The sequence below is a fragment of the Streptomyces sp. NPDC111628 genome, from assembly GCF_055635195.1.
Map to the genome: position 1 here is coordinate 69,917 of NZ_JBVKBZ010000002.1, position 25,164 is coordinate 95,080.

Here is a 25,164-nt window from a genome sequence, read left to right on the forward strand (position 1 = left end):
CGCGGACCGCGACGGCGCCGGGAGGAGCGGGAAAGGGCCGTCCGCGCGGGAACCGTCCGCCGTGCCGATGCGGGTCCCCGTGGGTCGGGCGCTTCTCTCAGCCTGCAAGGGCGAGGTTGTGCAGGCGGGCGATGCCGAGCATGGCGTGGTGGATGCCGTCGCCTTTGAGGCGGCAGTCACGCAGGATCTTCCAGCTCTTCATCCGGGCGAAAACGTGCTCGACGCGGGCACGGACCTGCTTGTGGGAACGATTGTGTTCCCGCTTCCAGCGCGGGAGTTCGGCCTGTCCCTTCGCGCAGCGGTGCGGCATGACCAGGCCGGTGCCCGGATAGCCGCCGTCCGCGATGGTCATCGTCTTGCCGACGGCGTCCTTCGCCCCCGATTCCTCCCAGGCTCGGCAGTCGTTGCGGTTGCCGGGCAGGGGCCGGCCGACCACGACGGCCAGGCGGGTGTCGGCGTCGATGACGACCTGGTGGTTGGTGGAGTAGCGGTAGTTCTTCGACTGCTCGGCGATCGCGTGGTCGCGGGTGGGCACGAGGGTGCCGTCCACAACGAGCACGGTGGCCTTCGCGAACCGCCGGCGCGACTGGAGCGCGAGGAGCGGGCCGAGGTGGTCGATGATCCGGTAGGCCGCTGATTTCGAGACACCGAACAGCGGCGCGAGCTGTCGCATCGTCAAGTTGGTGCGCCAGTACACAACGACCAGCAAGATCCGGTCCTCCAGCGACAGGCTCCACGGTCGGCCGCGATGTCCGCCGGCCGCAGTTTCGCGGCGTACGGCCGTCACTAACTTGCTGAAGCGGCGCGGGCTCAGCCCGGCAAACGGGGCTATCCATGACGGTTCCAATGCCGTGATCACGCTAGCCACCGGAAGGTCGTCCCACCTGCGATCAGGTGCGACAGGCAGCCTTCCAGGATCCAGATCACTCACTTGACCTCAACCGCACTTGCGGTCCTACGTTCTTCGCATGACCTGCACGGTGTGCGGGCTCCACACTGAAGTACTGGGAGGGGACCTTCCATGACGACCCAGCAGCTCTCCGACGCCGAACTCGCCAGCCAGCCCGCCGCGTACTGGACCGGTGTCGCCTACGAGGCGCTCATCGCGTACATACGGGCCCGGCAGGCCGAAAAGGGCTACACCCAGCCCCAGTTCTGGCTGCTGCGCAACCTGTCGAAGAACGACATCTCGCCTGACGGAGAGGGGATGACCCTGCCCGAGCTGCGGCAGGCCATGGCCTCCTACATCCGGCCCGAGGACGATCTGGCGGCGGAGGCCGAAGTGATGCTGGAGCGCGGCTGGTTGACCCGGGACGCCGAGAAACGGCTGTGGCTCACCACAGAGGGAGAACAGGCCCGCGTCGACATTGCCGGCCTCGCGCCCTCGATCGTCGCCGTCCTCCACGAGGGCATCGACGACGCAGACTACGTCACCACGCTGAAGGTGCTCCAGCGACTGATCCGCAACGCGGGCGGGACGGCCGCCTGACAGGCCGCGAGCCCGGGGCAGAACACCCCGGGCATGACCACATCTCGAACACGTCTTGGGGCCGAATGCGCAAACTGATCTTTGCGGGACATCCCTTACTGGCTCTAACAAAAAGCTGCTGATCATGAGTCTGTCGGCCTCTCTGCTCGTACGTCTGGGCATGGGAAACCGTCAGTCGCGGCCGTGGATCGTGTCGGATGAACTGTGGTCGCTTATCGAGCCGTTGCTGCCGAAGCCGGGTCCGAAGAAGGCCGAGGGCAGACCGCGGGTGCCGGACCGCCAGGCCCTGTGCGGCATCCTCTTCGTCCTGCACACCGGCATCCAGTGGGAGTACCTGCCCCAGGAACTCGGCTTCGGCTCGGGCATGACCTGCTGGCGGCGCCTTGCGGCCTGGAACGAGGCCGGCGTCTGGGACCAGCTCCACCAGCTGCTGCTGAACGAGCTGCGCTCGACGAACCAGCTGGACTGGGAACGGGCGGTGATCGACTCCTCGCACGTCCGTGCGGCGCGACGGGGCCCAAAAGCGGTCCGAGCCCGGTCGACCGCGCACGGCCGGGCAGCAAGCACCACCTCATCGTCGACGGACAGGGCATCCCGCTCGCGGTGTCACTGACCGGCGGCAACCGCAAAGACGTCACCCAACTCGAGCCGCTGCTCGACAAGATTCCCGCCGTCGCGGGCCGGGTCGGCAGACCTCGCCGGCGCCCCGACGCGCTGCTGGCCGACCGCGGTTACGACCACGACAAGTACCGCCGCCTGCTCTGGCAGCGCGGGATCCGCCCCGTGATCGCGAGACGGGGCGAGCCGCACGGCACCGGCCTGGGCATGTTCCGCTACATTGTCGAGCGCACGACGTGCGCCACGAGGCGCTCTGTTTGTATCCCCGGTTCAGCCGGGAGGAACTCGGAACGAGGTTTCTGGGCCGGATGACTTACCTGGATCCGAAAGGTGAAGGGGACAACAGCATGTCAGAAAACCAGTGACCGGGCTCAGTTGTCGGAGACGGTGTGCTGGGCGGCCCGCGCGGTATGGCGAAGACTGGATTGTTTGAAGCCCAATCTCCAGAAGATGCAAGCTTTCATCCGCCGGAAAGACGACTGAAGCCGGCGCCACGCTCTGCATTGGACTCGATCGTTATCCGGTGCACCTCCGGAACGTGGAGCGATGCCCAGCGAGGGCATTCAAGGAGATGAGTGGGACGCCTACGTCGCGCTAGTGCTCTGACCGGGAAGGTTTGCCGGGTCGGCGGCTGCAGCTGTTGGGTGCACGGGGACATCGGATCCGACTGTTGGGGGTGAGGTGGCAGAGCCTGTCCGTGTGCGCAGGTTGACCGACCAGGAGGGGCAGAAGCTGCAGCAGATCGTGCGCCGCGGCAGCACCAACTCGGTGCGCTACCGGCGCGCGATGATGCTGCTGGCCTCGGCCGGCAGAAGCAGGGTCCCGGTGATCGCGAAGCTGGTCCAGGCCGACGAGGACACCGTCCGGGACGTGATCCACCGATTCAACGAGATCGGCCTGGCCTGCCTGGACCCTCAGTGGGCGGGAGGCCGTCCCCGCCTGCTCAGCGATGACGACGAGGACTTCGTCATCCAGACGGCCGCCACCCGCCCCACCAAGCTCGGCCAGCCCTTCACCCGCTGGTCCATCCGTAAACTCGCCGCCTACCTGCGCCGCGTCCACGGCCGCGTGATCCGCATCGGCCGCGAGGCATTACGGTGCCTGCTCGCCCGCCGCGGCATCACCTTCCAGCGCGCCAAGACCTGGAAGGAGTCCCCAGACCCCGACCGTGACGCCAAGCTTGACCGCATCGACCATGTCCTGAAGCGCTTCCCGGACCGCGTCTTCGCGTTCGACGAGTTCGGTCCGCTCGGCATCCGGCCCACCGCCGGGTCGTGCTGGGCCGAGCAGGGACGCTCTGAGCGGCACCCGGCGACCTACCACCGCACCCACGGAGTGCGCTACTTCCACGGCTGTTACGCCATCGGCGACGACACGCTCTGGGGTGTCAACCGCCGCAAGAAGGGTGCCGACGACACCCTGGCCGCACTGAAGTCGATCCGCGCGGCCCGCCCGGACGGCGCCCCGATCTACGTCATCCTGGACAACCTCTCCGCCCACAAGGGAGCGAAGATCCGCGCCGGGGCGACGAAGAACCGAGTCGAGCTCTGCTTCACCCCGACCTACGCGTCCTGGCCAACCCGATCGAGGCCCACTTCGGGCCGCTGCGGCAGTTCACCGTCGCCAACTCCCACCACCGCAACGACACCACACAGACCCGGGCCCTGCACGCCTACCTGTGCTGGCGCAACAAGAATGCCCGCCATCCCGACGTACTGGCCGCCCAGCGGAAGGAGCGTGCTCGCGTCCGCAGCGAGAAGGGCACCCGCTGGGGCGGACGGCCGATTACCGAAGCTGCTTAGGTGCCTGTTTTCGATCCCTCCGCCGGCGTCGGCCCAGGTTGGGAGTCGTCGGTTGGTGGGCCTCTTGCGCTGGCAGGGGAGATTCCTTGGAGTCCGAGACTTGCCAGGGGTGGACGGCGAACGGCTGGCGAAGCGGGAAGAGTAGGTTGGCTTCTGACAGTTTCCAGGGGCGATCCGGCGGACCGGTGACGGAGGGCAATCATTCAGGAGAGTCAACGTCGTCGACCTGGCACTGACATGTGCGGTCGTCGTCATGCCAACTCGCGGGTGGAGTGTCTTCTTCCGGATACTCACTATCCGCGGCCGCATCATGCCCTGGATGGGACGACCTGGCACGATGGCCTCTGTGGTTGGTGTCACGGCAGCGGAGAGCGGGACGGAGAGGTCTGTGAAAACTGCAGCGGCGTCGGGTTCTCTCCGATCGAAGTTGACGAGGACTGAGGCCAGGATCTGACGGCTCAGGATTCGAACTGGTGCTGCCCCGACGCCTGGTGCAGGTAGTCGCTGACAGGCTTCGTCGCCGGTGGGACGGTGGTGCTCAGGGCCGTATTTCCGGCCAGGTCAGGACCAAGGTGATGGCTGACCTTGAGAACGATCAGTTCTGCTGGGCTTCGCGGGATGCCGGCTGGCCGCTTCTGCGGGAGCTTCGGCGGGTGATTCGCCTGGTCATGATGGTGATCGCGGCCCAGGTGATGAGCGATTCCGAGTGTTGGATGAGCCGTTCGCAGTCGCGCGCGTGGCGGCGGGCGTGCATGATCCAGGCGTGTGAGCGTTCGACGACCGCTACGGGATCTCCTTGTGAACGGCTTCGATGTTGTTGCCGTCCGGATCGCTGACGAACGAACAATAGGCGCGGTACTCGCTCCATGAGCGAGGAGCGTGCCAGGATGTGCCCCCGGCCGCCACCGCAGCCACATGAAAGGCATCCACCGCGTCCCGGCTGCCCGCCGTGAACGCGATGTGCATCCCCCTGGTGGCGACAGTCACCTTTTCTGCACGCTCCAGAGACAGCGACGGCGTGTCCCGCTTCGGATGCCAATACTCGGCCACGCCGTCGGCCCGATAGCAGGCGCTGATTCCAAGCGGCTCCAACGCAGCGGTGTAAAACCGCTCACCCGCCTCGAAGTCTGAAGCAAACACGCCCAGGTGATGGACGAAGGACAACGATGCTTCCATGGCGGCCGAGTCTACGGAACCGATCAAGCAGCACGCGGCATTTACCCGGTGATCGTTTCCGGTCACAGCACTAGAACGTACAAGCAGAGACGAACGTGGGATCGCCTACGGGACGCGAGCGCAAGACTGTCGTGGCATGCGATACCTGCCACGACCGAATCCACTCAGAACGGTCTGTCAAACCATTCACGCCGTAATCATTGGAGAGCCGGATGACAGGGAAACCGTCATGTCCGGTTCGGCGGGAGGCCGCGCGGAAAGGGACTCGCCCCGGCGAGAACCTCGCTGCGCGGCCCACCCATCCGCCTGGCTCCACGGCTTCCGCCGCCTGCGTATCCGCTGGGAACGACGCGACGACATCCACGAAGCCTTCCTCGGCCTCGCCGTCTGCCTGATCACCCACCGCCACGTCCAACGCCTTTGTTAGGACCTTTTAGACCGCACGTGTGTGGAGAGCAGGTTAACCGGCGTACGTGTTACGCCACAGAGCCTCTGCCGGATCGCTGTACTCTCGGACCGCCTCGGCCAACCCGACCTTGCCCAGGACTACTTGGGCACGCCCGCGCCGTCGGTGCCCGGCGCGGCCTGTCACGGACGGCCCCCGCGGAAACGGAGCAGCGGCCGGCTACCGGCATGCCGCGGGACCAGGCTCGTCGAGACAGCGGTGCAGTGGGCCCGCACGTCATGGACCAAGCAATCCCGCGGCGGGCTCGGAGCCGCACGTCGGAACGCGACCCCGACGGCCTTTCCGGCGCATGGACCTGCCGTCTCGCCACGCCCGAGACCGTCCACGGCCGGGCCGACCTCTTCCTCGGCACCCCACTCGCTACGTCGACGAACTTGCCGGCCTGCGCCGACCCACCGCCCGTATGCGCCGCTCGTCCTCGATGCAGGGGAGTCGGTCGTGACCCTCGCAAAGTAGTTGGCGCATTCGTCCCCGGCCATCACCCTCGACCACTACGCCCACTTCGTGCCGGAGGCGGGGAAGAAGGGGCGCAGGGCGATCGATAGCCTTCCGGGGGAACGGGAGAAGGAGGCCGCCGGCGCAAACTCCGCAGATTCTCCCCAGGCCCCGTCCTGAGCGCCCATCCCCCTGGGCCGCGACACGTACACAGCGAGGTGAGAGGCCCCATGTTCACGACCCGTCCCACCCTCCAGGGCACCTTCGGCATGGTGTCCTCCACCCACTGGCTGGCCTCCCAGTCGGCCATGGCCGTACTGGAGGACGGGGGCAACGCCTACGACGCCGCCGTCGCCGGGGCCTTCGTGCTGCACGTCGTCGAACCGCACCTCAACGGGCCCGCCGGGGAGGTGCCGATCATGCTCGCGCCGGCGGAGGGCGAGGTGCGGGTGCTGTGCGGGCAGGGTGTGGCCCCGGCGGGGGCCACGGTGGCGCACTACAAGGGGCTCGGTCTCGACCTCGTCCCCGGCACCGGACCGCTCGCCGCCGCCGTGCCCGGGGCCTTCGACGCCTGGCTGCTCCTGCTGCGCGACCACGGCACCAAGTCACTTGCAGACGTGCTGAAGTACGCCGTCGGCTACGCCGAGCACGGGCACGCTCCCGTGGAGCGCGTCGCGGAGACCGTCGAGACCGTCCGGGAGCTGTTCGAGACGGAGTGGACGTCCTCCGCCGAGGTCTACCTGCCCGGCGGCCGTCCGCCCCGCCCGGGCGAGCTGCTGCGCAACCCGGCCCTGGCCGCCACCTGGAAGCGGCTGCTCGCCGAGGCCACCGGCGCGGCCGGCCCCAAGGGGGACCGGGAGGCGGAGATCGACGCCGCGCGGGAGATCTGGCGCTCCGGGTTCGTCGCCGAGGCCCTCGTGCGGCAGGCCGGGCGGCCCACCCTGGACACCAGCGGCGAACGCCACACCGGCACCCTCACCGCCGCCGACCTGGCCGGCTGGTCGGCGCACTACGAGGCCCCGGCGACGTACGACTGGAACGGCTGGACCCTGTGCAAGGCCGGACCGTGGAGCCAGGGACCCGTCCTGCTCCAGCAGTTGGCGCTGCTCCCGCCCGAACTGCCCGGCCACGGCGGTGCCGACTACGTCCACCTGCTGGTCGAGGGCTGCAAGCTCGCCATGGCCGACCGGGAGGCCTGGTACGGCGACGCCGACGGCGCGGACCGCGTACCGCTCGACGAGCTGCTGTCGCCCGAGTACAACGCGGCGCGGCGGCGACTCGTCGGCGACAAGGCCTCCTTCGAACTGCGTCCCGGCGCCCCGGGCGGGCGCGTCCCGCGGCTCGCTGCCCACGCGCTCGTCGCCGCCGTGGAGGGCGAGGGCCTCGACGCCCTCGGCGTCGGTGAACCGACGGTCGCCAAGAGCCCGAAGTCCCCGGTGCCCGGGGAGCCGGACGTCGCCGCCGACGGCGGCACCCGCGGCGACACCTGCCACCTCGACATCGTGGACCGCTGGGGCAACATGGTCTCGGCCACGCCCAGCGGCGGCTGGCTCCAGTCCAACCCCGTCGTGCCCGAACTGGGCTTCCCGCTCGGCACCCGGCTCCAGATGACCTGGCTGGAGGAGGGCCTGCCCAACTCGCTCACGCCGGGCCGTCGCCCGCGCACCACGCTCACGCCCTCCATCGCCCTGCGCGACGGAGTACCGGTCATGGCCTTCGGCACCCCCGGCGGCGACCAGCAGGACCAGTGGCAGACACACTTCTTCCTCGCGGTCGCGCTGCGCGCGCGGGTGCGCGGCGGTCTCGACCTCCAGGGCGCGATCGACGCCCCGAACTGGCACAACGACAGCTTCCCCGGTTCCTTCTTCCCGCGCGGCATGCGGGCGGGCTCGGTCACCGTGGAGTCCCGCATGCCGGCCGAGGTCGTCGAGGAGCTGCGGCGCCGCGGGCACGACGTGACGGTGGGGGAGGCGTGGTCGGAGGGCCGGCTGTGCGCCGTCGCCCGGGACCCGGAGACGGGCGTGCTGTCGGCGGCGGCGAACCCGCGCGGCATGCAGGGGTACGCCGTGGGCCGCTGACCGGCACGCACGCGCGTGCACCCGATGTTCGTGCCGATTCCACCCGGAGTACACCACCCGGGTGGGGATTGTCAGTGGCGCGTGCTCTCATGGAGTCATGATCGAGGACAACGAAACCATCGACGAGTTTCTCGCCCGGCACAGCGACGACGTGGAGGAGGCCGTCCGCAAGGCGGCCGCGCAGGAGATCATGCCGCGCTGGCGCCGGCTCGCGGCACACGAGGTCGACCAGAAGGCGGGCCCGCACGACCTGGTGACGGACGCCGACCGAAAGGCGGAGCTGTACCTCACGGAGGCCCTGCCCCGCCTGCTGCCCGGCTCGGTGGTGGTCGGCGAGGAGGCGGTGCACGCGAACCCGGCGTCGTACGGGGCGATACGCGGCGAGGCCCCGGTGTGGATCGTCGACCCGGTCGACGGGACCCGGCAGTTCGTGCGCGGCGAGGAGGGCTTCTGCACGCTGGTGGCGCTCGCCCACCGCGGCGTCGTGCACGCCTCCTGGACCTACGCCCCGGCCGACGACCGGCTCGCCACGGCCGTACGCGGAGGGGGCGCCTTCCTGGACGGAGGGCGGCTGTACGCGGGGCCGCCCGAGCCCGGCCGGGACCTGCGGGTGGCCACGTCGCACCCGGACTACACGACGGACGAGCAGAAGCGCGACCTGCTCGCCCTGCGCACCCCGGGTGTGGCCCCCCGCCCCTGCGGCTCCGCGGGCCTGGAGTACCTGGCCGTCGCCCGCGGCGAGTCCGACGCCACCGCCTTCTCCTGGGAAGCGGCGTGGGACCACGCGGCCGGACTCCTCCTGGTCGAGGAGGCGGGCGGCACCCACCTGACCCGCACCGGCGAGCCCTTCCGCATCACCGGGGGCAACGAACTGCCGTTCACCGCCGCCCGCGACGCGGCCACGGCCCGGCAGGTGGTGGCACTGCTGTCGGGCGAGGCCTGATCCCCCGGGGAGCGTCGGCCGCCGCCCGGTAAATCCGGTGCCCCGGCGGCCCGTCGCGTGGTCGACTGTCGGTCCAGGCAGCCGTCGCCGACCGACCGGAGTCACCTTGTCCCTGCACGTCACCGCTCTCACCGACCCCGCCCGCACCCCCTCCGCCCATCGCCTGGCCTGGCTGGCCTGCGGGGACGACGGCGGTCCGCTCGGGCACGCGTTCCTGCGGGTGTTCACCCGCGAAGGGCAGGACCACCTGGCGGAGCTGACGCTGCACGTGCATCCGGCGGAGCGGCGCAGACGGGTCGGGTCGCGGCTCCTCGGCTCGGCGGTGGCCGCCGCGCGGGAGGCCGGCCGGCGGTCGGTCGTGGCGCAGGCCGACGCGGACACGCCCGGCGACCACTTCCTCGCCGCGAGCGGCTTCCGCAGGGTGCTGGCCCTGACGTACGCCCGGCTCGACCTGAGCGGGACGGGCGGCGGCCGGGCCGAGGAGACCGACGCGATCGTCGGGCGGCCGCACCCCGGCTACCGGTTGGTGTCCTGGCGCGGCACCGTCCCGGACGACCTGGCCGGGACCTTCGCCGACTCGCGCCGCGCGATGGACGACATGCCGATGGACGACACCGACTACGGCGTGGTGGCCTGGGACGTCGAGCGGGTCCTGGCCGCCGCCCGGGCCGTCGCCGACCGCGGGGAGCAGCTCACCACGGTGGCCGTCCTCGACGAGGCGGACGGCTCGATCGCGGGCTTCTCGGAGTTCGTCGTGCCGGGCGACGGCAAGGGCGACGGGCTGCACTACGGCACCGGTGTGCTGCCCGAGCACCGGGGCCACGGCCTCGGCCGCTGGATGAAGGCCGAGTCGATCCGCCTCGCCCGCGCCCAGCACCCCGACCTCACCGGTCTGGTCACCGACACGGCCGACAGCAACACGCACATGCGCCGCATCAACGACGCGCTCGGCTACGCCCCCACGCACCGGGCCCTGGAGTACCAGCTCGACCTGTGACGACCGGGCCCGCACCGGTCGCGCCGCGCGGGGCTCCCGCCGTCAGGCCGCCACCCCCTCCGCGGCGAGGAACTTCTCCACCGCCTCCCGCGCACGACGGTCGAAGTCGGCGTACTGCGCCTCCCGCTCGGCCCCCTCGACCGCGTCGCCGACCAGCAGGCTGCCCTCGGCGTCGACGCGCTGCGGGCGCTCCTCGGCGTCGGTGAGCAGACCGACGGCCGAGTGGGAGAAGCCGCAGTAGTAGGCGATGCCCTCGCTGAGGTTGGTCTCCAGCAGGGAGTGCATCGCCTCGGTGATCGGATCGTCGGCGGTGGCACCGGCCAGGCCCAGCCAGAGCATGCGCTTGCCCGCCAGGCGCGGCTTGCTGCGGCCGTAGGCGAAGCCGTAGTTCCACACGCGGTCGATCCATCCCTTGAGGAGGGCGGGCACACTCTGCCAGTACACCGGGAAGACGGCGACGACCACGTCGGCGTCGAGTACGCGCCGCATGTGGGCGTGCGCCTCGTCCGAGTACGCCTTCTCCCGGTCGCCCCAGTCCGGCTGGTCCGCCGTGTTCATCCGCGGATCGAAACCCTCGGCGTGCAGGTCGAGCAGGTCGACGCGGTATCCGGCGGCCTCGAGCCGCTCGGCGGTACGACGGGCCGTGTGCGCGGTGAGGGAGTCGGCGCGGTGGTGCGCGACGACCACGAGGGCGGTCCTGGCGTTGCTGCTGCTGTGCTGCGTCACGGGGTCTCCCGGCTGGTCTCGGTCAGTGCGACGAGTCCAGTACAGTCCGGGCCGCATGGATGATCCATGGGAGAAACTCTTGGAAACATAAGAGATCGTCTACGATGGCCGGCGTGGATCCCCTGAGCTCACTGCTGAGCGGCATCCGGGCCGAGGGCTCGGTCGTCAGCCACGCCGTACTGACGGCGCCCTGGACCATCCGCTTCACCGACGGCGCACCGCTCACCATGGTCAGCGTGCTGCGCGGCGGCGGCACCCTGCTGCTGCCCGACGGCACCCGACGGGCGGTCGGCGTGGGCGACACCGCCCTCGTCCGCGGCCCCGCGCCGTTCCTTCTCGCCGACCGGCCGGCCACGGTCGACCACCCGCACACCGAGTACGAGATCGCGTGCTTCACCGCGGATCCCGAGTGCACCGCCCAGGACCTCGGCGGCATCCGCTGGGGCACCGATCCGGACGGGGCGACGGCGCTGATCGTGGGCGCCTACCGCGCCTCGGGCCACCGCCACGAACGGCTCCTGCGCACCCTGCCGCCCGTCCTGGTCATCAACGAGGACGTCGAGGTCTGTGCCTGGCTGGAGACGGCCGCGGCCGACGCCGCCCGGCTCTCGGCCGGGTCCCAGGCGCTGATGGACCGGCTCCTCGACTGGGCCCTGGTCTGCACGCTGCGCAACTGGTTCGACCAGGCCGGTGCCGACGCGCCCGGCTGGTACCGCGGTCTGGCCGACCCGGTCCTCGCCCCCGCCCTTCAGGCCTTCCACGACCGGCCCGCCCAGTCCTGGACGGTCGCGTCGCTCGCCGGTCGGGCGGGCGTCTCCCGGGCGCTGTTCGCCAAGCGCTTCACCGAGCTGATGGGCCGCCCGCCGCTCGCCTACCTCACCGAATGCCGGATGGCCGACGCCGAGGCACTGCTGATCGACACCGACCTCAGCATCGCCCGGATCGCCAGGTCCGTCGGCTATGCCGACGCCTTCGGCTTCAGCGCAGCCTTCAAACGCCACCGGGGCCAGAGCCCCAGCACGTTCCGCGCCGCGGCGGCGGCCTGAACCCCGGCGTGCGGCCCGGCCCACCCGCGACCGTGCGCTGTCGGACCCCGGGCATATCCTGATCCCCAGTGGCCATCGGCTGACGAAGGGGTCCGAAGGTGCCGTCGATGCTCGATGCGGTCGTAGTGGGTGCGGGGCCGAACGGACTGACCGCCGCCGTGGAGCTGGCCCGCCGCGGCTTCTCGGTCGCCGTGTTCGAGGCGCGGGGCACCGTGGGCGGCGGCGCGCGCACGGAGGAGCTGACCCTGCCCGGCTTCCGGCACGACCCGTGCTCGGCCGCGCACCCGCTCGGTATCAACTCGCCCGCCTTCCGCGACCTGCCCCTGGAGCGGTACGGCCTTCAGTGGCTGCACCCCGGGCTGCCCATGGCGCACCCCTTCCTCGACGGCTCGGCCGCCGTGCTGTCCCGCTCGGTCGGCGAGACCGCCGCCTCCTTCGGAGCGCGTGACGCCGGTCCGTACCGCAGGCTGGTCGAGCGCTTCCTGCCCAGGTGGGACACGCTGGCCCGGGACTTCATGTCCCTGCCGCTGACCGCGCTGCCCCGCGACCCGGTCACCCTGGCCCGGTTCGGTCTGGTCGGTCTGCCCCCGTCGACGTGGCTGATGCGCCGCTTCCGCGACGAGAAGGCCAAGACCCTCTTCGCCGGGCTCGTCGCGCACGTCATGGCCCCGCTCGGCGGCTTCGCCACCGGCGCCATAGGCCTGGTCTTCGCCCTGGCCGCGCACGCCCGCGGCTGGCCCGTGGCCCGCGGCGGCTCCCAGTCCATCTCCGACGCCCTCACCGCGTACCTCCAGGATCTCGGCGGTGCCGTCCACACGGACTACGAGGTCAAACGCCTGGACGACCTGCCGCCCGCGCGGGCCTACGTCTTCGACACCTCGCCCACGGCCCTGGCCCGCATCGCCGGTCTCGGCAGCCACTACGCGAACTACCGTTACGGCCCCGGCGTCTTCAAGATCGACTACGCGCTGGACGGCCCCGTCCCGTGGACGGCCGAGGAGCCCCGCAGCGCGGGCACCGTGCAGATCGGCGCCGACAGCACGGAGATCGGCGCCGCCCTGCACGCCGCCTCCGGCACGGACCGCGCACCCGAGCGGCCGTTCCTGATCACCGTGCAGCCCAGCGTCGCCGACCCGACCCGCGCCCCGGCCGGCAAGCACGTCTTCTGGGCCTACGGCCACGTCCCCAACGGCTGGAGCGGCGACCTCACCGACGCCATGGAACGCCAACTGGAGCGCTTCGCCCCCGGCTTCCGCGACCGCGTCCTCGCCCGAGCCACCGCGGGACCGCCCGAACTCGCCGCCCGCAACGCCAACTACGTCGGCGGCGACATCTCCTCCGGCGCGGTCTCCGGCCTGCAACTGCTCCTGCGCCCCAAGATCTCCCTGTTCCCGTACTCGACCCCGCACCCGGCCGTGTTCATCTGCTCGTCGGCCACCCCGCCCGGCCCCGGTGTCCACGGCATGTCGGGCCACAACGCGGCGAAGGCCGTCTGGCGCAGGCTGAGGCAGACATGACCGACATCACCCTCGTCCAGGGCGACATCAGCCGCGAGAGCGCCGACGCGATCGTCAACGCCGCCAACTCCTCCCTCCTCGGCGGAGGCGGCGTCGACGGCGCCATCCACCGGCGCGGCGGCCCCGCGATCCTGGCGGAGTGCCGCACGCTCCGCGCGGGCCACCTCGGCAAGGGCCTGCCCACCGGCCGGGCGGTCGCCACCACCGCGGGCGACCTGGACGCACGCTGGGTGATCCACACGGTCGGCCCGGTCTGGTCGGCCACCGAGGACCGCTCCGGCCTCCTCGCCTCCTGCTACCGCGAATCCCTGCGCACCGCCGACGAGTTGGGTGCCCGTACGGTGGCTTTCCCCGCCATCTCCACCGGCGTCTACCGCTGGCCGATGGACGACGCGGCCCGCATCGCCGTCGAGACGGTGGCGACCACCGGGACATCGGTGGTCGAGGTCCGCTTCGTCCTCTTCGACGCCCGCGCGTACGAGGCGTTCGCGGCGCGGGTGGGCTGAGCGCCGCCGGTGCCCCGGCCGGTCCCGGCCATCCCCGTTTCGCCGGCCCCTCCCCACCTGGCTTGACGCTTTATTGCGAGTGATGTGCAATAGCCACGCATCAACAACAAGCGTGGGGGAGACATGACAGCCCGTCGGACCCGTTGGACCCGTCGGACCGACCGGAACCTTCCGATACGGAGTGCCGCCGTCGCGGTGGCGTTCGCCGCCGGTGCGACCGCCTGCTCCGCGCCGGGCGGGGGAGGGGACGGCGACGCCGAGGCGGCCGAATCCGTCGTGATAGGCGTGGCCTCGGAACCGGACACCCTCAGCCCGCTGCTCGGATACGGCAAGGACGGAAACTCCAAGATCTTCGACGGGCTGCTCGCCCGCGACACCGACCTGGAGCTGAAGCCCGCCCTCGCCACCGCGCTGCCGAAGGTCACCGACGACGGCCGGACGTACACGTACACCCTGCGCGAGGGCGTGAGGTTCAGCGACGGCGAAGCGTTGACGGCCGAGGACGTCGTCTACACGTACCGCACCGTCCTCGACGAGAAGACCAACAACACCGCCCGCAGCGAACTCGACGCCGTCGAGGACGTCCGCGCGAGCGGGGACGACACCGTCGTCTTCACCCTCAAGTACCCCTACGCACCCTTCGCCGCCCGCACCGTCCTGCCCATCGTGCCCGAGCACGTCGCGGGGAAGCAGGACCCCAACACCGGCGACTTCAACACCGAGCCGGTCGGCACCGGACCGTATGTGCTCACCAGTTGGAGCAAGGGCGAGAAGCTCGGCTTCAAGGCCAACCCGCACTACTGGGGCGAGCAGCCCGCGGTGAAGTCGTTCACCATGGCCGTCATCGCCGACGACAACGTACGCGCCACCCGGCTGCGCTCCGGCGACCTCGACGGCGCCGTCCTGCCGCCCAACCTCGCCGCCACCTTCGAGAAGGACGACGGCAGGCGCACGTACCGGGCCAGGTCCTACGACTTCCGGGCCGTCACGCTGCCCACGGCCGGCCGGGTCACCGGCGACCGTGCGATCCGCAGGGCCCTGGACGCCGCAGTGGACCGGCAGGCCATGGTCGACAAGATCCTCGACGGCGCGGGCCGGCCGGCGTATGGGCCGCTGCCCGTCGACGACGCCTGGTACGAGCGGGGCATCGAGCGCCCGCACGACCCCGCCGAGGCCGGGCGGATCCTGGACGAGGCCGGGTGGCAGCCCGGCTCCGGCGGCATCCGCGCCAAGGACGGCCGGCGCGCGTCCTTCACCCTCTACTACCCCTCCGGCGACAAGGTCCGCCAGGACCACGCGCTCGCCTACGCCTCCGACGCCAAGAAGGCCGGCATCGAGGTGAAGGTCGAGGGCGCCACCTCGGAGGTCATCGAGCCGCGGATGAAGACCGACGCGGTCCTCGCGGGCTTCGGCAGCGTCGGCGACCCCGACTTCGGCCTCTACACCCTGCTGCACTCCTCGCTCGCGAACGACGGCTTCAACAACATGGCCGGCTACGACAACAAGACGGTCGACGAGGCGCTCGACGCCGGGCGCCGCAGCCAGGACCCGAAGGTACGCGCCGCCGCCTACGAGAAGATCCAGAAGGCGCTCGTGGCGGACCCCGGATACACCTTCCTCACCCACATCGACCACCTCTACGTCCTCGCCGACCGCTGGGACGGGCTGACCACCCAACTGGAGCCGCACGAGCACGGCTTCGCCAGCGGGCCCTGGTGGAACATCGAGGACTGGCAGCCGAAGAGGTGATCCGCTCGGCCCGACGGCTGCCCTGGGGCGCGATGGCACGGCTGGCGGGGCGGCGGGCGCTGTTCGCCGTGCCCGTCGTCCTCGTCGTCACCTTCGGCGTGTTCGCCATCGCCGCCGCCTCACCCTTCGACCCCGTCAAGGCGTACGCCGGCACCGCCGCGCTCGGCGCCGACCAGGAGACCCTGGACCGGCTGCGCGAGAACCTCGGGGTGGACGAGTCCTTCGTGGTCCGCTGGTGGCACTGGCTGACCTCCGCGCTCACCGGCGACCTCGGCCACTCCAGCGTGCTGCGGCAGCCGGTGACGCAGGTCATCGGTGAACGGCTCGTCTGGTCCGCGCTGTTGTGCGCCGTCGCCTTCGCCGTCGCCGTCACCCTGGGCACGCTCCTCGGCGTGCTGGCCGCCCGCCGGCCCGGCTCGGTGCTCGACCGGGCGGTCACCTCCCTCGCGTACACCCTGGAGGCGGCGCCGGTCTTCTGGATCGCGCTGCTCGCCGTGTGGCTGTTCGCCCTCCAGTGGGACGTGCTGCCCGCCGGCGGTCTGACCGACACCGCCAGCGAACAGGTCACCCCGGGACAGGTCGCGGGCCACATCGTGCTGCCCGCCGGTGTGCTCGCCGTCTCCCAACTGCCCTGGTTCACCCTCTACGTGCGCCAGGGCGTCGGCGACGCGCTCGCGGAGGACCCGGTGCGCGGCGCCCGGGCCCGCGGACTGGGGGAGGGCACCGTCCTGGTCGGACACGCGCTGCGCTCGGGGCTGCTGCCCGTGCTGACCCTGATCGGCTCCCGCGTACCCGAACTCATCACCGGCGCCCTGCTGGTGGAGAGCGTCTTCAGTTGGCCGGGCATCGCCGCGGCCACCGTCGAGGCCGCCACCGCCGTCGACTTTCCGCTGCTCGCCGCCCTGACCGTCCTCGCCACCGCCGCCGTACTCGCCGGCAACCTGCTGGCCGACCTGCTCTACGGACTGTTCGACCCGAGGGTGAAGCTCAGTGAGATGTGATGTGCATGGCTGAGATCACGGCCGACAAGACACACCGCCCGGAGCCCGACGGCCCGGCCTGGCGCTCCCGCGGCGGCGACCGCCGCTCCACCCGCACCCTGCGCCTGCGCACCTCCGCCGTGCTGCTGACCGTGACCGTGCTCGCCGTGCTGCTCGTGCCGCCGCTGGTGCAACTCGACCAGCAGGCCGTCGACCTGGCCGCCAAACTGCAACCCCCCGGTCTCCAGCACCCGTTCGGCACCGACGACGTCGGCCGCGACCTGCTGCTGCGCTGCGTGTACGGCCTGCGCGTCTCGCTGCTCGTCGGGGTGGCGGCGGCACTGACCGCGACGGTCGTCGGCACCGCCGTGGGCGCCACCGCCGGTGCCCTCGGCGGCTGGGTCGACCGGGGCGTCATGCGGGTCGTCGACGCCCTCTCCTCCGTGCCCCACCTGCTGATGGGCATCTTCATCGTCGCGATGTTCCGGCCGGGCGTCTGGCCGGTGGTGGCCTCCGTCGCGCTCACCCACTGGCTGTCCACCGCGCGCATCGTCCGCGCCGAGGTGCTGTCCCTGCGCGCCCGTCCCCACATCGACGCGGCCGTCTCCGGCGGCGCGTCCCGGTGGCGGGTGACCGTGCGGCACCTGCTGCCGGGCGTGCTGCCGCAGGCCGCGCTGGCCGCCGTACTGATGGTGCCGCACGCCATGTGGCACGAGTCGGCGCTGTCCTTCCTCGGCCTCGGACTGCCCACCCACACCGCGAGCCTCGGCAACCTGATCCAGGAGGCGCGGGGTTCACTGCTGGCCGGGCAGTGGTGGCCCACCCTCTTCCCCGGCCTGTTCATCATCGTGCCCACCCTCGCCGTCGCCGGGCTCGCCGGCGCCTGGCGGGAGCGGATCAACCCCCGCCGCCGATCGGAGCTGATGCTGTGACCGGGCGAGCCCCCGTGCTGTCGGTGCGCGGACTGTCGGTGCGGTTCCTGATGCCGGGCGGGCGCCGGGTCGCCGCCGTCACCGACGCCCACTTCGACGTGGCGCCCGGCGAGTGCCTGGCCCTGATCGGCGAGAGCGGCTGCGGCAAGTCCGTCCTCGCCTCCGCCCTGCTCGGCCTGCTGCCCGGCAACGCGCAGACCGCGGGCCGCGCGCTCCTCGGCGACCTGGACCTGCTCGCCGCGGACGAGCGGACCTTCGCCCGCACGGTGCGGGGACGGCTGATCGGCCTGGTCCCGCAGAGCCCCGCCGCCCACCTCACCCCGGTCCGCACCGTCCGCTCGCAACTGGAGGAGACCGTCGCGGAACTCACCGGCGTCCGCGGCGGACGCACGGCCCTGCGCGAGGCCGCGGAGACCGCCGCCGAGCGCGCCGCGTTCCCCGCGGACCACCTCGACCACCATCCGCACGAACTCTCCGGCGGCCTCGCCCAGCGCGCCGCCACCGCCCTCGCCCTGGTCGGCGACGCCCCGCTGCTGCTCGCCGACGAGCCGACCACCGGGCTCGACCGGGACCTGGTGGACCGCACCGTGGACGAACTGCGGCGACATGTCGACAACGTCGACAACGTCGAAGGCAAGGGCGCCCGGCGCGACACCGAGGGCCGCGCCCTGCTGATGATCACCCACGACCTGGCCGCCGCCGCACGCATCGCCGACCGCATCGCCGTGATGTACGCCGGGCGCATCGTCGAACTCGCCGACGCCGGCGCCTTCTTCGGCACCCCCGGCCCACGCCACCCCTACAGCCGCGGCCTGCTCGACGCGCTGCCCGACCGGGCCTTCACCCCCATCCCCGGCCTGCCGCCCGAACTCGGCGCCCTCCCGGGCGGCTGCGCCTTCGCCGCCCGCTGCGACCGGGCCACCGACGCCTGTGCCGACCTGCCCCCGCTGCGCCACACGGTGGCCTGCCACCACCCGCACGCCAAGCTCACGGAGGCCGCCGACCGTGCTTGAACTGCGCACCGTCACCGCCGGATACGCCAGGAACACTCCCGTGTTCCGGGACGTGTCCCTGTCCGTCGCGCCGGGAGAGGCGGTCGGCCTGCTCGGCCCCAGCGGCTGCGGCAAGTCCACCCTCGCCCGCGTCGCGGCCCTGCTGCACCAACCCGACGCCGGAGCGCTGCACCTCGACGGCACCCCCGTACGGCGCTGGCGGCACCGCGCTCCCCGGGAACAGCGCACCGCCTTCGGCGTCGTCTTCCAGCAGGCCCGGCTCTCCGCGGACCCCCGGCTGCCGCTGGCCGACCTGATCGCCGAGCCGCTGCGCGCCACCGGCCGCCGGGAGGGCGCCGCCGACCGTGTCGCGGACCTGTCCGCGACCGTGGGCCTGACCGCCGACCTGCTGACCCGGCGCCCGCACGAGGTCAGCGACGGCCAGTTGCAGCGCGCCTGTCTGGCTCGCGCCCTGGTGCTGCGCCCGCGCTGGCTGGTGTGCGACGAGATGACGGCGATGCTCGACGCCTCGACCACGGCCGCCCTGGTGCGGGTCGTGGAGGACTACCGGGCCGCGACCGGCGCGGGTCTGCTGGCCGTCGGCCACGACCGGGTCCTCCTCGGCCGCTGGTGCGACCGCACCGTCGAGTGGGCGTCCCTGGGTTCCCGGGCAGAGCGCTGACCCGCTCCCCTCCCCGGGTCCGTCAGCGCGTGCTCCACTTCTGGTTGTCGCGGCCGCTGCACTCCCAGAGCTGGAGCCTGGCGCCGTTGCCCGTCTTCTCGTCGACGACGTCCACGCACTTGTTGGCCTGCACGTTGACCAGGTCCCGGGGGCCGGCCAGGATGAACTGCTGTGCCGGGTTGCCGCTGCACACCGCCACCTGGACCACCGTGCCGTTGGCCGTGCCGCCCCAGGTCGCGTCCATGCACAGGCCCAACGAGCGGATCGTGCCGTCGGGACGGAAGTCCCACTTCTGCCAGTTCTTGCCGGTGCAGTCCGCGATCTGCAACGGCGCACCGTCCCGCCACTTGTGGCCCGCCACCTCGATGCAGCGGTTCGAGGCGTGGCCGTAGATGGTCGTGCCGGGGGCGACGGGCTCCGGCGCCTCGGCCTCCGGCTTCTCGTCGCCGCCGCCCCCGCCCGACGTCTCCTTCTCGGGCTGCTCGCGCTTCTCGGGAGCCGGCGCCCCTCCGCCACCGCCTGCGCCGTCGTCCTTCGGCTCCCGGGTGGCCGGCTGCTGCGCCTGCGGCTGCTCGGCCGGCGCGGACCCGGCGGTGCTGGGCAGCAGCTCCGGGGTGGCGCTGGGACTGGGCGCGAGCGCGGCACCCGCCTGCTGGGTCTGCTCGGTGGCACTGGTGCGGACCTGCGGCTTGTAGGCGATCCAGATCATCACGAAGGCAAGGGCCAGCGCCACCGCGATGCCCAGGAACGTCGCCAGCCAGCGGGGCAGGAAGCCGCGCTGGACGTAGGTCCCCTCGACATCGGTCGGATCCACCCCCGACCGGCGCACCGCCAGCTTGTACGGCCGTTCCTGCTTCGCCCCGAACCAGGTGATCTGCCGCGGCTTGAGCGTCGTCTCGACGAACGCCGCACGCCCCGGCTCGATCTGCACGTTCGAGGGCCGGATCTCGTACGAGAGGTGGTCGCCGGTGTCGCTGCCGGTGACCGACGCCGTCACCTTCGTGTTGCCGAGGTTGTCCACCGCCAGCCGCGGCCGACCACGGAACCGCCCCTTCACCGTGTGCGGCACCAACTCCGCCCGCACCTCGGAGAACGCCGTGATCGTCAGGTTGCCCTCCGGGACGGTCACCGCGTCCGGGTGCTCCGTCGGCGTGATCCGCACCGCGTACGGATGGGGGCCCGCCACCGCGTCCGGCGTGCGCGGCGGGGCGAAGGTCAGCTCCACGGTGCCGGTCGTGCCCGGATACAGGCGCAGCGTCTGCGGCTCGACCGTCGTCCAGGGCGCCATGTCCCCGACCGGCTCGAACCGGTACTCGTCCACCACGTCTCCGGTGTTACGCACCCGCAGGCGTACGCGCGTACTACTGCCGGGGTCCACGGTCGCGGACGCGGGCTCCAGGGAAGTCCACAGGCTCACAGGGGGACGTTACGCGCTGATCCGGTCACCGTCAGGAGCCCCAGGGGCAGACCTGGGTGCCCCGACGGCCCAGGTCAAGTGACCGGCCGCCCCGAAGACCCCCATGTCCACCAGGAACAAACAAACTCCGACGGGGTAATTGATTCGGTTGTGTTCGGGTTCTAGGGTGACCCGTGACTCAGTAGTCGCCGCGTCACCGGCAGTTGTGTTCCACCACCACGGCAACTGCTCTCACAGCACCGTGCGTTGAGCCGCCCCCGAAGCCCACGGAAGGCCACGGTCATGCCGCACTCGCCCGTGTCACCCGCCGAATCCCCGGCCCCCCAGCCCAGCCGACCCCGCCCGGTCGTCAGCCGCCGCCGTCTCCTGGAGGGCGGTGCCGCCGTCCTCGGCGCCCTCACGCTGTCCGCGTCGCCCCTCACGGCCCAGGCGGCGGTGCGACGGGCGGCGGCCGACGAGTCCCCGGAGTGGAACGACTTCGGCGTCTTCCGGCTCGGCACCCAACCGCCGCACGCCACACTCACGCCGTACGAGGACGTCGAGCAGGCCATCGACGGTGACCGCGCCCGCTCGCCCTACCGGCTGAGCCTGGACGGCACCTGGAAGTTCGCCTACGCCGACCGCCCCGAGGACCGGGACGCCGACTTCCACCGCACCGACGTGGACGACGGCGACTGGGAGACCATCCCGGTGCCCTCCGTGTGGCAGCTGCACGGCCACGACTTCCCCATCTACCTGAACATCACCTACCCGTACTGGGGCCCCAACGGCCTCGGCGAGGATCCGCAGCCGCCCGCCGCGCCGACCCGCTACAACCCGGTCGGCCAGTACCGGCGCACCTTCACCGTCCCCCGGGACTGGAAGGGCCGCCGCACCTTCCTCCACTTCGAGGGCGTCAAGTCCGCGCACTACGTCTGGATCAACGGCGAACTGGCCGGCTACGACGAGGACTCCTACACACCCTCCGAGTACGACGTCACCGACCTCCTCAAGCCGGGCACCAACCAGATCGCCGTCGAGGTCTACCGCTACTCCGACGGCGACTGGATGGAGGACCAGGACATGATCCGGCTGAGCGGCATCTTCCGCTCGGTCCACCTCTACTCCACCCCGGCCGTGCACCTGCGCGACTTCAAGCTGGACACCCCGCTCGACGCCACCTACACCGGCGCCGAACTGGCCGTCACCGCGAGTGTGCGGGCGTACGGCGAGGGCGGCACCGGCCGCTACACCGTCGAGACCCAGCTGTACGACGCGCGCGGGCACGTCGTCTGGTCCCGGCCGTTGCAGCAGCCCGTCGACGTCGGCGGGGCCCGCGCGGGCGAGGACGTCACCGTGCGGGCCGCGAAGGCCGTGCCGAAGCCCCGGCTCTGGTCGGCCGAGCACCCGAACCTCTACACGGCCGTACTGCGCCTCAGGGACCCGGCGGGCAAGGTGACGGAGACGCTGTCGCACCGGGTGGGCTTCCGCGAGTTCGCGCTCAAGGACGGGCTGATGCGGATCAACGGCGAGCCGGTGTCCTTCCGCGGCACCAACCGCCACGAGATGCACCCCTCCCGCGGCACCGCGCTCACCCGCGAGGACATGGTCGAGGACATCAGGATCATCAAGCGGATGAACATCAACAGCGTCCGCACCTCGCACTACCCCAACAACCCGTACTGGCTGGAACTGGCCGACGAGTACGGCCTCTACCTCGTCGACGAGACCAACCTGGAGACCCACGGCATCCGCGACGAGTACCCCGGCGACCACCCCGACTGGACCGCCGCCTGCGTGGCCCGCGCCCAGAACATGGTGCACCGCGACAAGAACCACGCCTCGGTCGTCGTCTGGTCGCTGGGCAACGAGGCGGGCGGCGGCTCCACCTTCACCGCCATGCACGACTGGATCCGCTCCTACGACGACACCCGCGTCATCCAGTACGAGGGCGACGACCGCCCCGGCGTCAGCGACATCCGCTCGGAGATGTACGACAGCCCGCAGCGCGTCGAACAGCGCGCCAGGGACACCGCCGACACCCGGCCGTACGTCATGATCGAGTACGCCCACTCGATGGGGAACTCCACCGGCAACTTCAAGAAGTACTGGGACATCGTCCGCCGGTACGACGTCCTCCAGGGCGGCTGGATCTGGGACTTCGTCGACCAGTCCCTCTACACGCCCGTCCCCGCCCGCACCCTGCTCACCGAGGCCGGGCCCGCCGGGCTGCGCGGCGAGATCCTCGCCACCCGCGGCACCCTCGACCGCGACAAGGGCCTGTCCGGCATCACCGTCTTCGAGCGCGACGACAGCCTCGACCTCACCGGCTCACTGACCCTGGAGGCCTGGGTCACCCCGCACGTGACGGGCTACCACCAGCCGATCCTCGCCAAGGGCGACACCCAGTACGCGCTCAAGCAGAACGGCCGGACCCTGGAGTTCTTCATCCACTCCGACGGCCAGTGGATCACCGCGAACTGGACCGTGCCGGACGACTGGACCGGCCGCGAGCACCACCTCGCGGGTGTCTTCGACGCGGACGCCGGGACCCTGACCCTCTACGTCGACGGCGTCGAACGGGCCACCCGCACCACCGACCGGCGCCCCAGCAGCAACACGGCGCCCCTCGCCCTCGCCACCGACGCCGACAACCAGGTACGGGAGTTCAGCGGCACCGTCCGCCGCGCGCGCGTCTACGCCCGCGCCCTCGGCGCCGCCGAACTGGCCTCCGAGAGCCGCGGTCCCGGCGACGACGGCGTGCGGTTCTGGTTCGACGCCGCCACGGTGAAGACCTCGACGCGGCGGCCCCGGGACAAGACGTTCCTCGCCTACGGCGGCGACTGGGGCGACAACCCCAACGACGGCGCCTTCGTCGCGGACGGCATCGTCACCGCCGACCGCGGACACACCGGCAAGGCCGCCGAGGTCAAGCGCATCTACCAGGCGATCAACGCCACCCGCACCCCCGGCGGCGGCCCCGGTGCCGTCACCCTCACCAACGAGTACCTCTTCACCCGCCTCCGCGAATTCGACGGCCAGTGGGAACTCGTCGCCGACGGCGAGGTCGTACGGCGCGGGAAGCTGACCCGGGACCAACTGGACGTGGCACCGCGCTCCAGCAAGGACATCACCGTCCCCGTCCGGCTGTCGGGCCGCCCCGACCCGGGCGCCGAGTACTTCCTCCAACTCTCCTTCACCACCAAGGAGTCCACCCCCTGGGCGAAGGCGGGCTTCGAGGTGGCCCGGCAGCAGCTACCCGTCGGGACCGACGCCCCCGCCGTCACCCCGGCCCGCCTGGCGGGCGTCCCGGCCCTGCGCCACGAGGACCGCGCCCAGGACGTCCGGATCACCGGCAAGGGCTTCTCGGTCACCGTCGACAAGAGCACCGGCACCATCACCTCCTACGAGGCGAGGGGCACCCGGCTGATCACCTCCGGTCCCGTGCCGGGCTTCTGGCGCGCGCCCACCGACAACGACAAGGGCAACGGCCAGCACACCCGCAACCAGACCTGGCGCGACGCGGGCGCCGGCCGCAAGGTCACCGACGTCGCGGTGCGCGCGCTCGGCGACCGGGCCGTCGAGATCAAGGTCACCGGCACGCTGCCCACGTCGGTGGAGTCCGCATACAGCACCACCTACACCGTGTTCGGCAACGGCGAGATCAAGGTCGACAACACGCTGCACCCCGGCGCCGCGAACCTGCCCTACATCCCCGAGGTCGGCACGATGCTGTTCCTGCCGCGCGGCCTGGACCGCGTGCACTGGTACGGCCGCGGCCCCGAGGAGAACCACTGGGACCGCAACGACGGCACGGACGTCGGCCTCTACTCCGGGACCGTCGCCGAGCAGTGGACGCCGTACATCCGCCCGCAGGAGAACGGGAACAAGACCGACGTCCGCTGGATCGCCCTCACCGACCGCCACGGCGTGGGCCTGCTCGCCTCCGGAGAACCCCTGCTGGAGGCCAACGCGTCGTACTTCACGCCGGAGGACCTGTCGGCCGGCGTGCGGCACGACTACCAGCTCACCCCGAGGGACGAGGTCGTCCTGCGCCTGAACCACCGGCAGATGGGCGTCGGCGGCGACAACAGCTGGGGCGCGCACACCCACGACGAGTTCAAGCTCTTCGCCGACCGGGACTACGCCTACACCTACCGGCTGCGCCCGCTCACCGACGTGCGTGACGCGACGCGCGCCTCACGGCGGCCGACGGCGACGGAGTAGCGGCAGGGAGCGGGGGAGCGGCGCCGTCAGCCGGCGGCGTCGCTGATCCCCAGCCGCAGGTGCTCCACGTGGTAGACGGCCTGGTCGAGCAGCCCGGCGACATGGTCGTCGTGCAGGGCGTACACCACCGAACGGCCCTTGCGCTCGCCGACCACCAGACCGAGGTTGCGCAGCAGCCGCAGCTGGTGCGAGCAGGCCGACTGCTCCATGCCGACCTCCGCCGCCAACTCGGTGGCGGGCAGCGGCCCTTCGCGCAGCCGGGCGAGGATCAGCAGCCGGGACGGGGTGGACAGGGCCTGGAGGGTCGTGGCGACCTTCGCGACGTTGTCCGCGTCCAGGCGCACCCGCTCGGCGGCGTCCTGCGCGGTGGTGGCGGCTCCGTGACCCATGCGGTCATCTTACGCACC

Annotated in this window: 18 protein-coding genes and 4 pseudogenes; 16 read left to right on the forward strand and 6 right to left on the reverse strand. The window is 71.6% G+C overall.

All coding sequences use genetic code 11. The features are described 5' to 3' along the window. Positions 1-97: 97 nt before the first annotated feature. Positions 98-868 (reverse strand): transposase, encoded by a 771-nt coding sequence (locus ACZ7MF_RS08330; RefSeq protein ID WP_471475279.1) that lies wholly within the window; start codon positions 866-868, stop codon positions 98-100. Between the two features lie 153 nt (positions 869-1,021). Here ACZ7MF_RS08330 and ACZ7MF_RS08335 point away from each other — a divergent pair, with 153 nt between their 5' ends. The 3 genes and pseudogenes from ACZ7MF_RS08335 to ACZ7MF_RS08345 all read left to right on the forward strand — a co-directional run bounded on the left by ACZ7MF_RS08335 (position 1,022) and on the right by ACZ7MF_RS08345 (position 3,909). Further along, positions 1,022-1,489, forward strand: a complete 468-nt coding sequence (locus tag ACZ7MF_RS08335) for a MarR family transcriptional regulator (protein ID WP_471475280.1) — start codon at positions 1,022-1,024, stop codon at positions 1,487-1,489. A 160-nt stretch (positions 1,490-1,649) separates the two neighbouring features. Continuing rightward, positions 1,650-2,341 (forward strand): annotated as a pseudogene (locus tag ACZ7MF_RS08340) (IS5 family transposase); the annotation flags it as partial. A 447-nt stretch (positions 2,342-2,788) separates the two neighbouring features. Beyond that, positions 2,789-3,909: pseudogene (locus tag ACZ7MF_RS08345) on the forward strand (IS630 family transposase). Between the two features lie 649 nt (positions 3,910-4,558). On the opposite strand, the pseudogene ACZ7MF_RS08350 reads toward ACZ7MF_RS08345, so the two are convergent. Together ACZ7MF_RS08350 and ACZ7MF_RS08355 are read right to left on the reverse strand one after the other, a co-directional pair. Next, positions 4,559-4,690 (reverse strand): annotated as a pseudogene (locus ACZ7MF_RS08350) (IS5-like element IS4811 family transposase); the annotation flags it as partial. Positions 4,691-4,692: 2 nt separating this feature from the next. After that, the gene (locus tag ACZ7MF_RS08355; RefSeq protein WP_471475282.1) at positions 4,693-5,085 is read right to left on the reverse strand and encodes a VOC family protein; all 393 of its coding nucleotides are present in this window, start codon (positions 5,083-5,085) and stop codon (positions 4,693-4,695) included. Between the two features lie 304 nt (positions 5,086-5,389). On the opposite strand from ACZ7MF_RS08355, the pseudogene ACZ7MF_RS08360 reads away from it, so the two are divergent. The 4 genes and pseudogenes from ACZ7MF_RS08360 to ACZ7MF_RS08375 all read left to right on the forward strand — a co-directional run. Next, a pseudogene (locus ACZ7MF_RS08360) lies at positions 5,390-5,512 on the forward strand (IS5/IS1182 family transposase); the annotation flags it as partial. A gap of 704 nt (positions 5,513-6,216) precedes the next feature. Next, the gene (locus tag ACZ7MF_RS08365; RefSeq protein ID WP_471475283.1) at positions 6,217-8,064 is read left to right on the forward strand and encodes a gamma-glutamyltransferase family protein; all 1,848 of its coding nucleotides are present in this window, start codon (positions 6,217-6,219) and stop codon (positions 8,062-8,064) included. A 97-nt stretch (positions 8,065-8,161) separates the two neighbouring features. After that, positions 8,162-9,007 (forward strand): inositol monophosphatase family protein, encoded by an 846-nt coding sequence (locus tag ACZ7MF_RS08370; protein ID WP_471475285.1) that lies wholly within the window; start codon positions 8,162-8,164, stop codon positions 9,005-9,007. 106 nt (positions 9,008-9,113) lie between these two features. Continuing rightward, positions 9,114-10,004 (forward strand): GNAT family N-acetyltransferase, encoded by an 891-nt coding sequence (locus ACZ7MF_RS08375; protein WP_471475286.1) that lies wholly within the window; start codon positions 9,114-9,116, stop codon positions 10,002-10,004. Between the two features lie 42 nt (positions 10,005-10,046). On the opposite strand, the gene ACZ7MF_RS08380 is transcribed toward ACZ7MF_RS08375, so the two are convergent. After that, positions 10,047-10,730 (reverse strand): NAD(P)H oxidoreductase, encoded by a 684-nt coding sequence (locus tag ACZ7MF_RS08380; RefSeq protein WP_471475288.1) that lies wholly within the window; start codon positions 10,728-10,730, stop codon positions 10,047-10,049. A gap of 113 nt (positions 10,731-10,843) precedes the next feature. On the opposite strand from ACZ7MF_RS08380, the gene ACZ7MF_RS08385 reads away from it, so the two are divergent. The 8 genes from ACZ7MF_RS08385 (at position 10,844) to ACZ7MF_RS08420 (ending at position 19,134) form a co-directional block, all read left to right on the forward strand. Continuing rightward, positions 10,844-11,776, forward strand: a complete 933-nt coding sequence (locus ACZ7MF_RS08385; protein ID WP_471475289.1) for an AraC family transcriptional regulator — start codon at positions 10,844-10,846, stop codon at positions 11,774-11,776. Positions 11,777-11,883: 107 nt separating this feature from the next. Next, positions 11,884-13,293, forward strand: a complete 1,410-nt coding sequence (locus ACZ7MF_RS08390; protein WP_471475291.1) for a phytoene desaturase family protein — start codon at positions 11,884-11,886, stop codon at positions 13,291-13,293. Beyond that, positions 13,290-13,799, forward strand: coding sequence for an O-acetyl-ADP-ribose deacetylase (locus ACZ7MF_RS08395; protein ID WP_471475292.1), 510 nt, complete (start codon positions 13,290-13,292; stop codon positions 13,797-13,799). Before ACZ7MF_RS08390 ends, ACZ7MF_RS08395 begins: the two co-directional genes overlap by 4 nt. A 123-nt stretch (positions 13,800-13,922) precedes the next feature. Then, a complete protein-coding gene (locus ACZ7MF_RS08400) occupies positions 13,923-15,548 on the forward strand; it encodes an ABC transporter substrate-binding protein (RefSeq protein WP_471475293.1) in 1,626 nt (541 codons plus the stop codon). Positions 15,549-15,580: 32 nt separating this feature from the next. Next, complete coding sequence (locus ACZ7MF_RS08405) at positions 15,581-16,549, forward strand: ABC transporter permease (RefSeq protein WP_471477196.1); 969 nt, start codon at positions 15,581-15,583, stop codon at positions 16,547-16,549. Between the two features lie 5 nt (positions 16,550-16,554). Then, on the forward strand, positions 16,555-17,460 hold the full coding sequence (locus tag ACZ7MF_RS08410) for an ABC transporter permease (RefSeq protein WP_471475295.1): 906 nt from the start codon (positions 16,555-16,557) through the stop codon (positions 17,458-17,460). Next, complete coding sequence (locus ACZ7MF_RS08415) at positions 17,457-18,473, forward strand: oligopeptide/dipeptide ABC transporter ATP-binding protein (RefSeq protein WP_471475296.1); 1,017 nt, start codon at positions 17,457-17,459, stop codon at positions 18,471-18,473. The genes ACZ7MF_RS08410 and ACZ7MF_RS08415 overlap by 4 nt, the downstream gene beginning before the upstream one ends. Then, positions 18,466-19,134, forward strand: a complete 669-nt coding sequence (locus ACZ7MF_RS08420) for an ABC transporter ATP-binding protein (RefSeq protein ID WP_471475297.1) — start codon at positions 18,466-18,468, stop codon at positions 19,132-19,134. Before ACZ7MF_RS08415 ends, ACZ7MF_RS08420 begins: the two co-directional genes overlap by 8 nt. A 22-nt stretch (positions 19,135-19,156) precedes the next feature. Here ACZ7MF_RS08420 and ACZ7MF_RS08425 read toward each other — a convergent pair whose 3' ends face one another. Beyond that, the gene (locus tag ACZ7MF_RS08425; RefSeq protein WP_471475298.1) at positions 19,157-20,551 is read right to left on the reverse strand and encodes a ricin-type beta-trefoil lectin domain protein; all 1,395 of its coding nucleotides are present in this window, start codon (positions 20,549-20,551) and stop codon (positions 19,157-19,159) included. 282 nt (positions 20,552-20,833) lie between these two features. On the opposite strand from ACZ7MF_RS08425, the gene ACZ7MF_RS08430 reads away from it, so the two are divergent. Further along, positions 20,834-24,757 (forward strand): glycoside hydrolase family 2 TIM barrel-domain containing protein, encoded by a 3,924-nt coding sequence (locus tag ACZ7MF_RS08430; protein WP_471475299.1) that lies wholly within the window; start codon positions 20,834-20,836, stop codon positions 24,755-24,757. A 26-nt stretch (positions 24,758-24,783) separates the two neighbouring features. Here ACZ7MF_RS08430 and ACZ7MF_RS08435 read toward each other — a convergent pair whose 3' ends face one another. Beyond that, positions 24,784-25,146 (reverse strand): ArsR/SmtB family transcription factor, encoded by a 363-nt coding sequence (locus ACZ7MF_RS08435; RefSeq protein WP_164243803.1) that lies wholly within the window; start codon positions 25,144-25,146, stop codon positions 24,784-24,786. Positions 25,147-25,164: the final 18 nt, after the last annotated feature.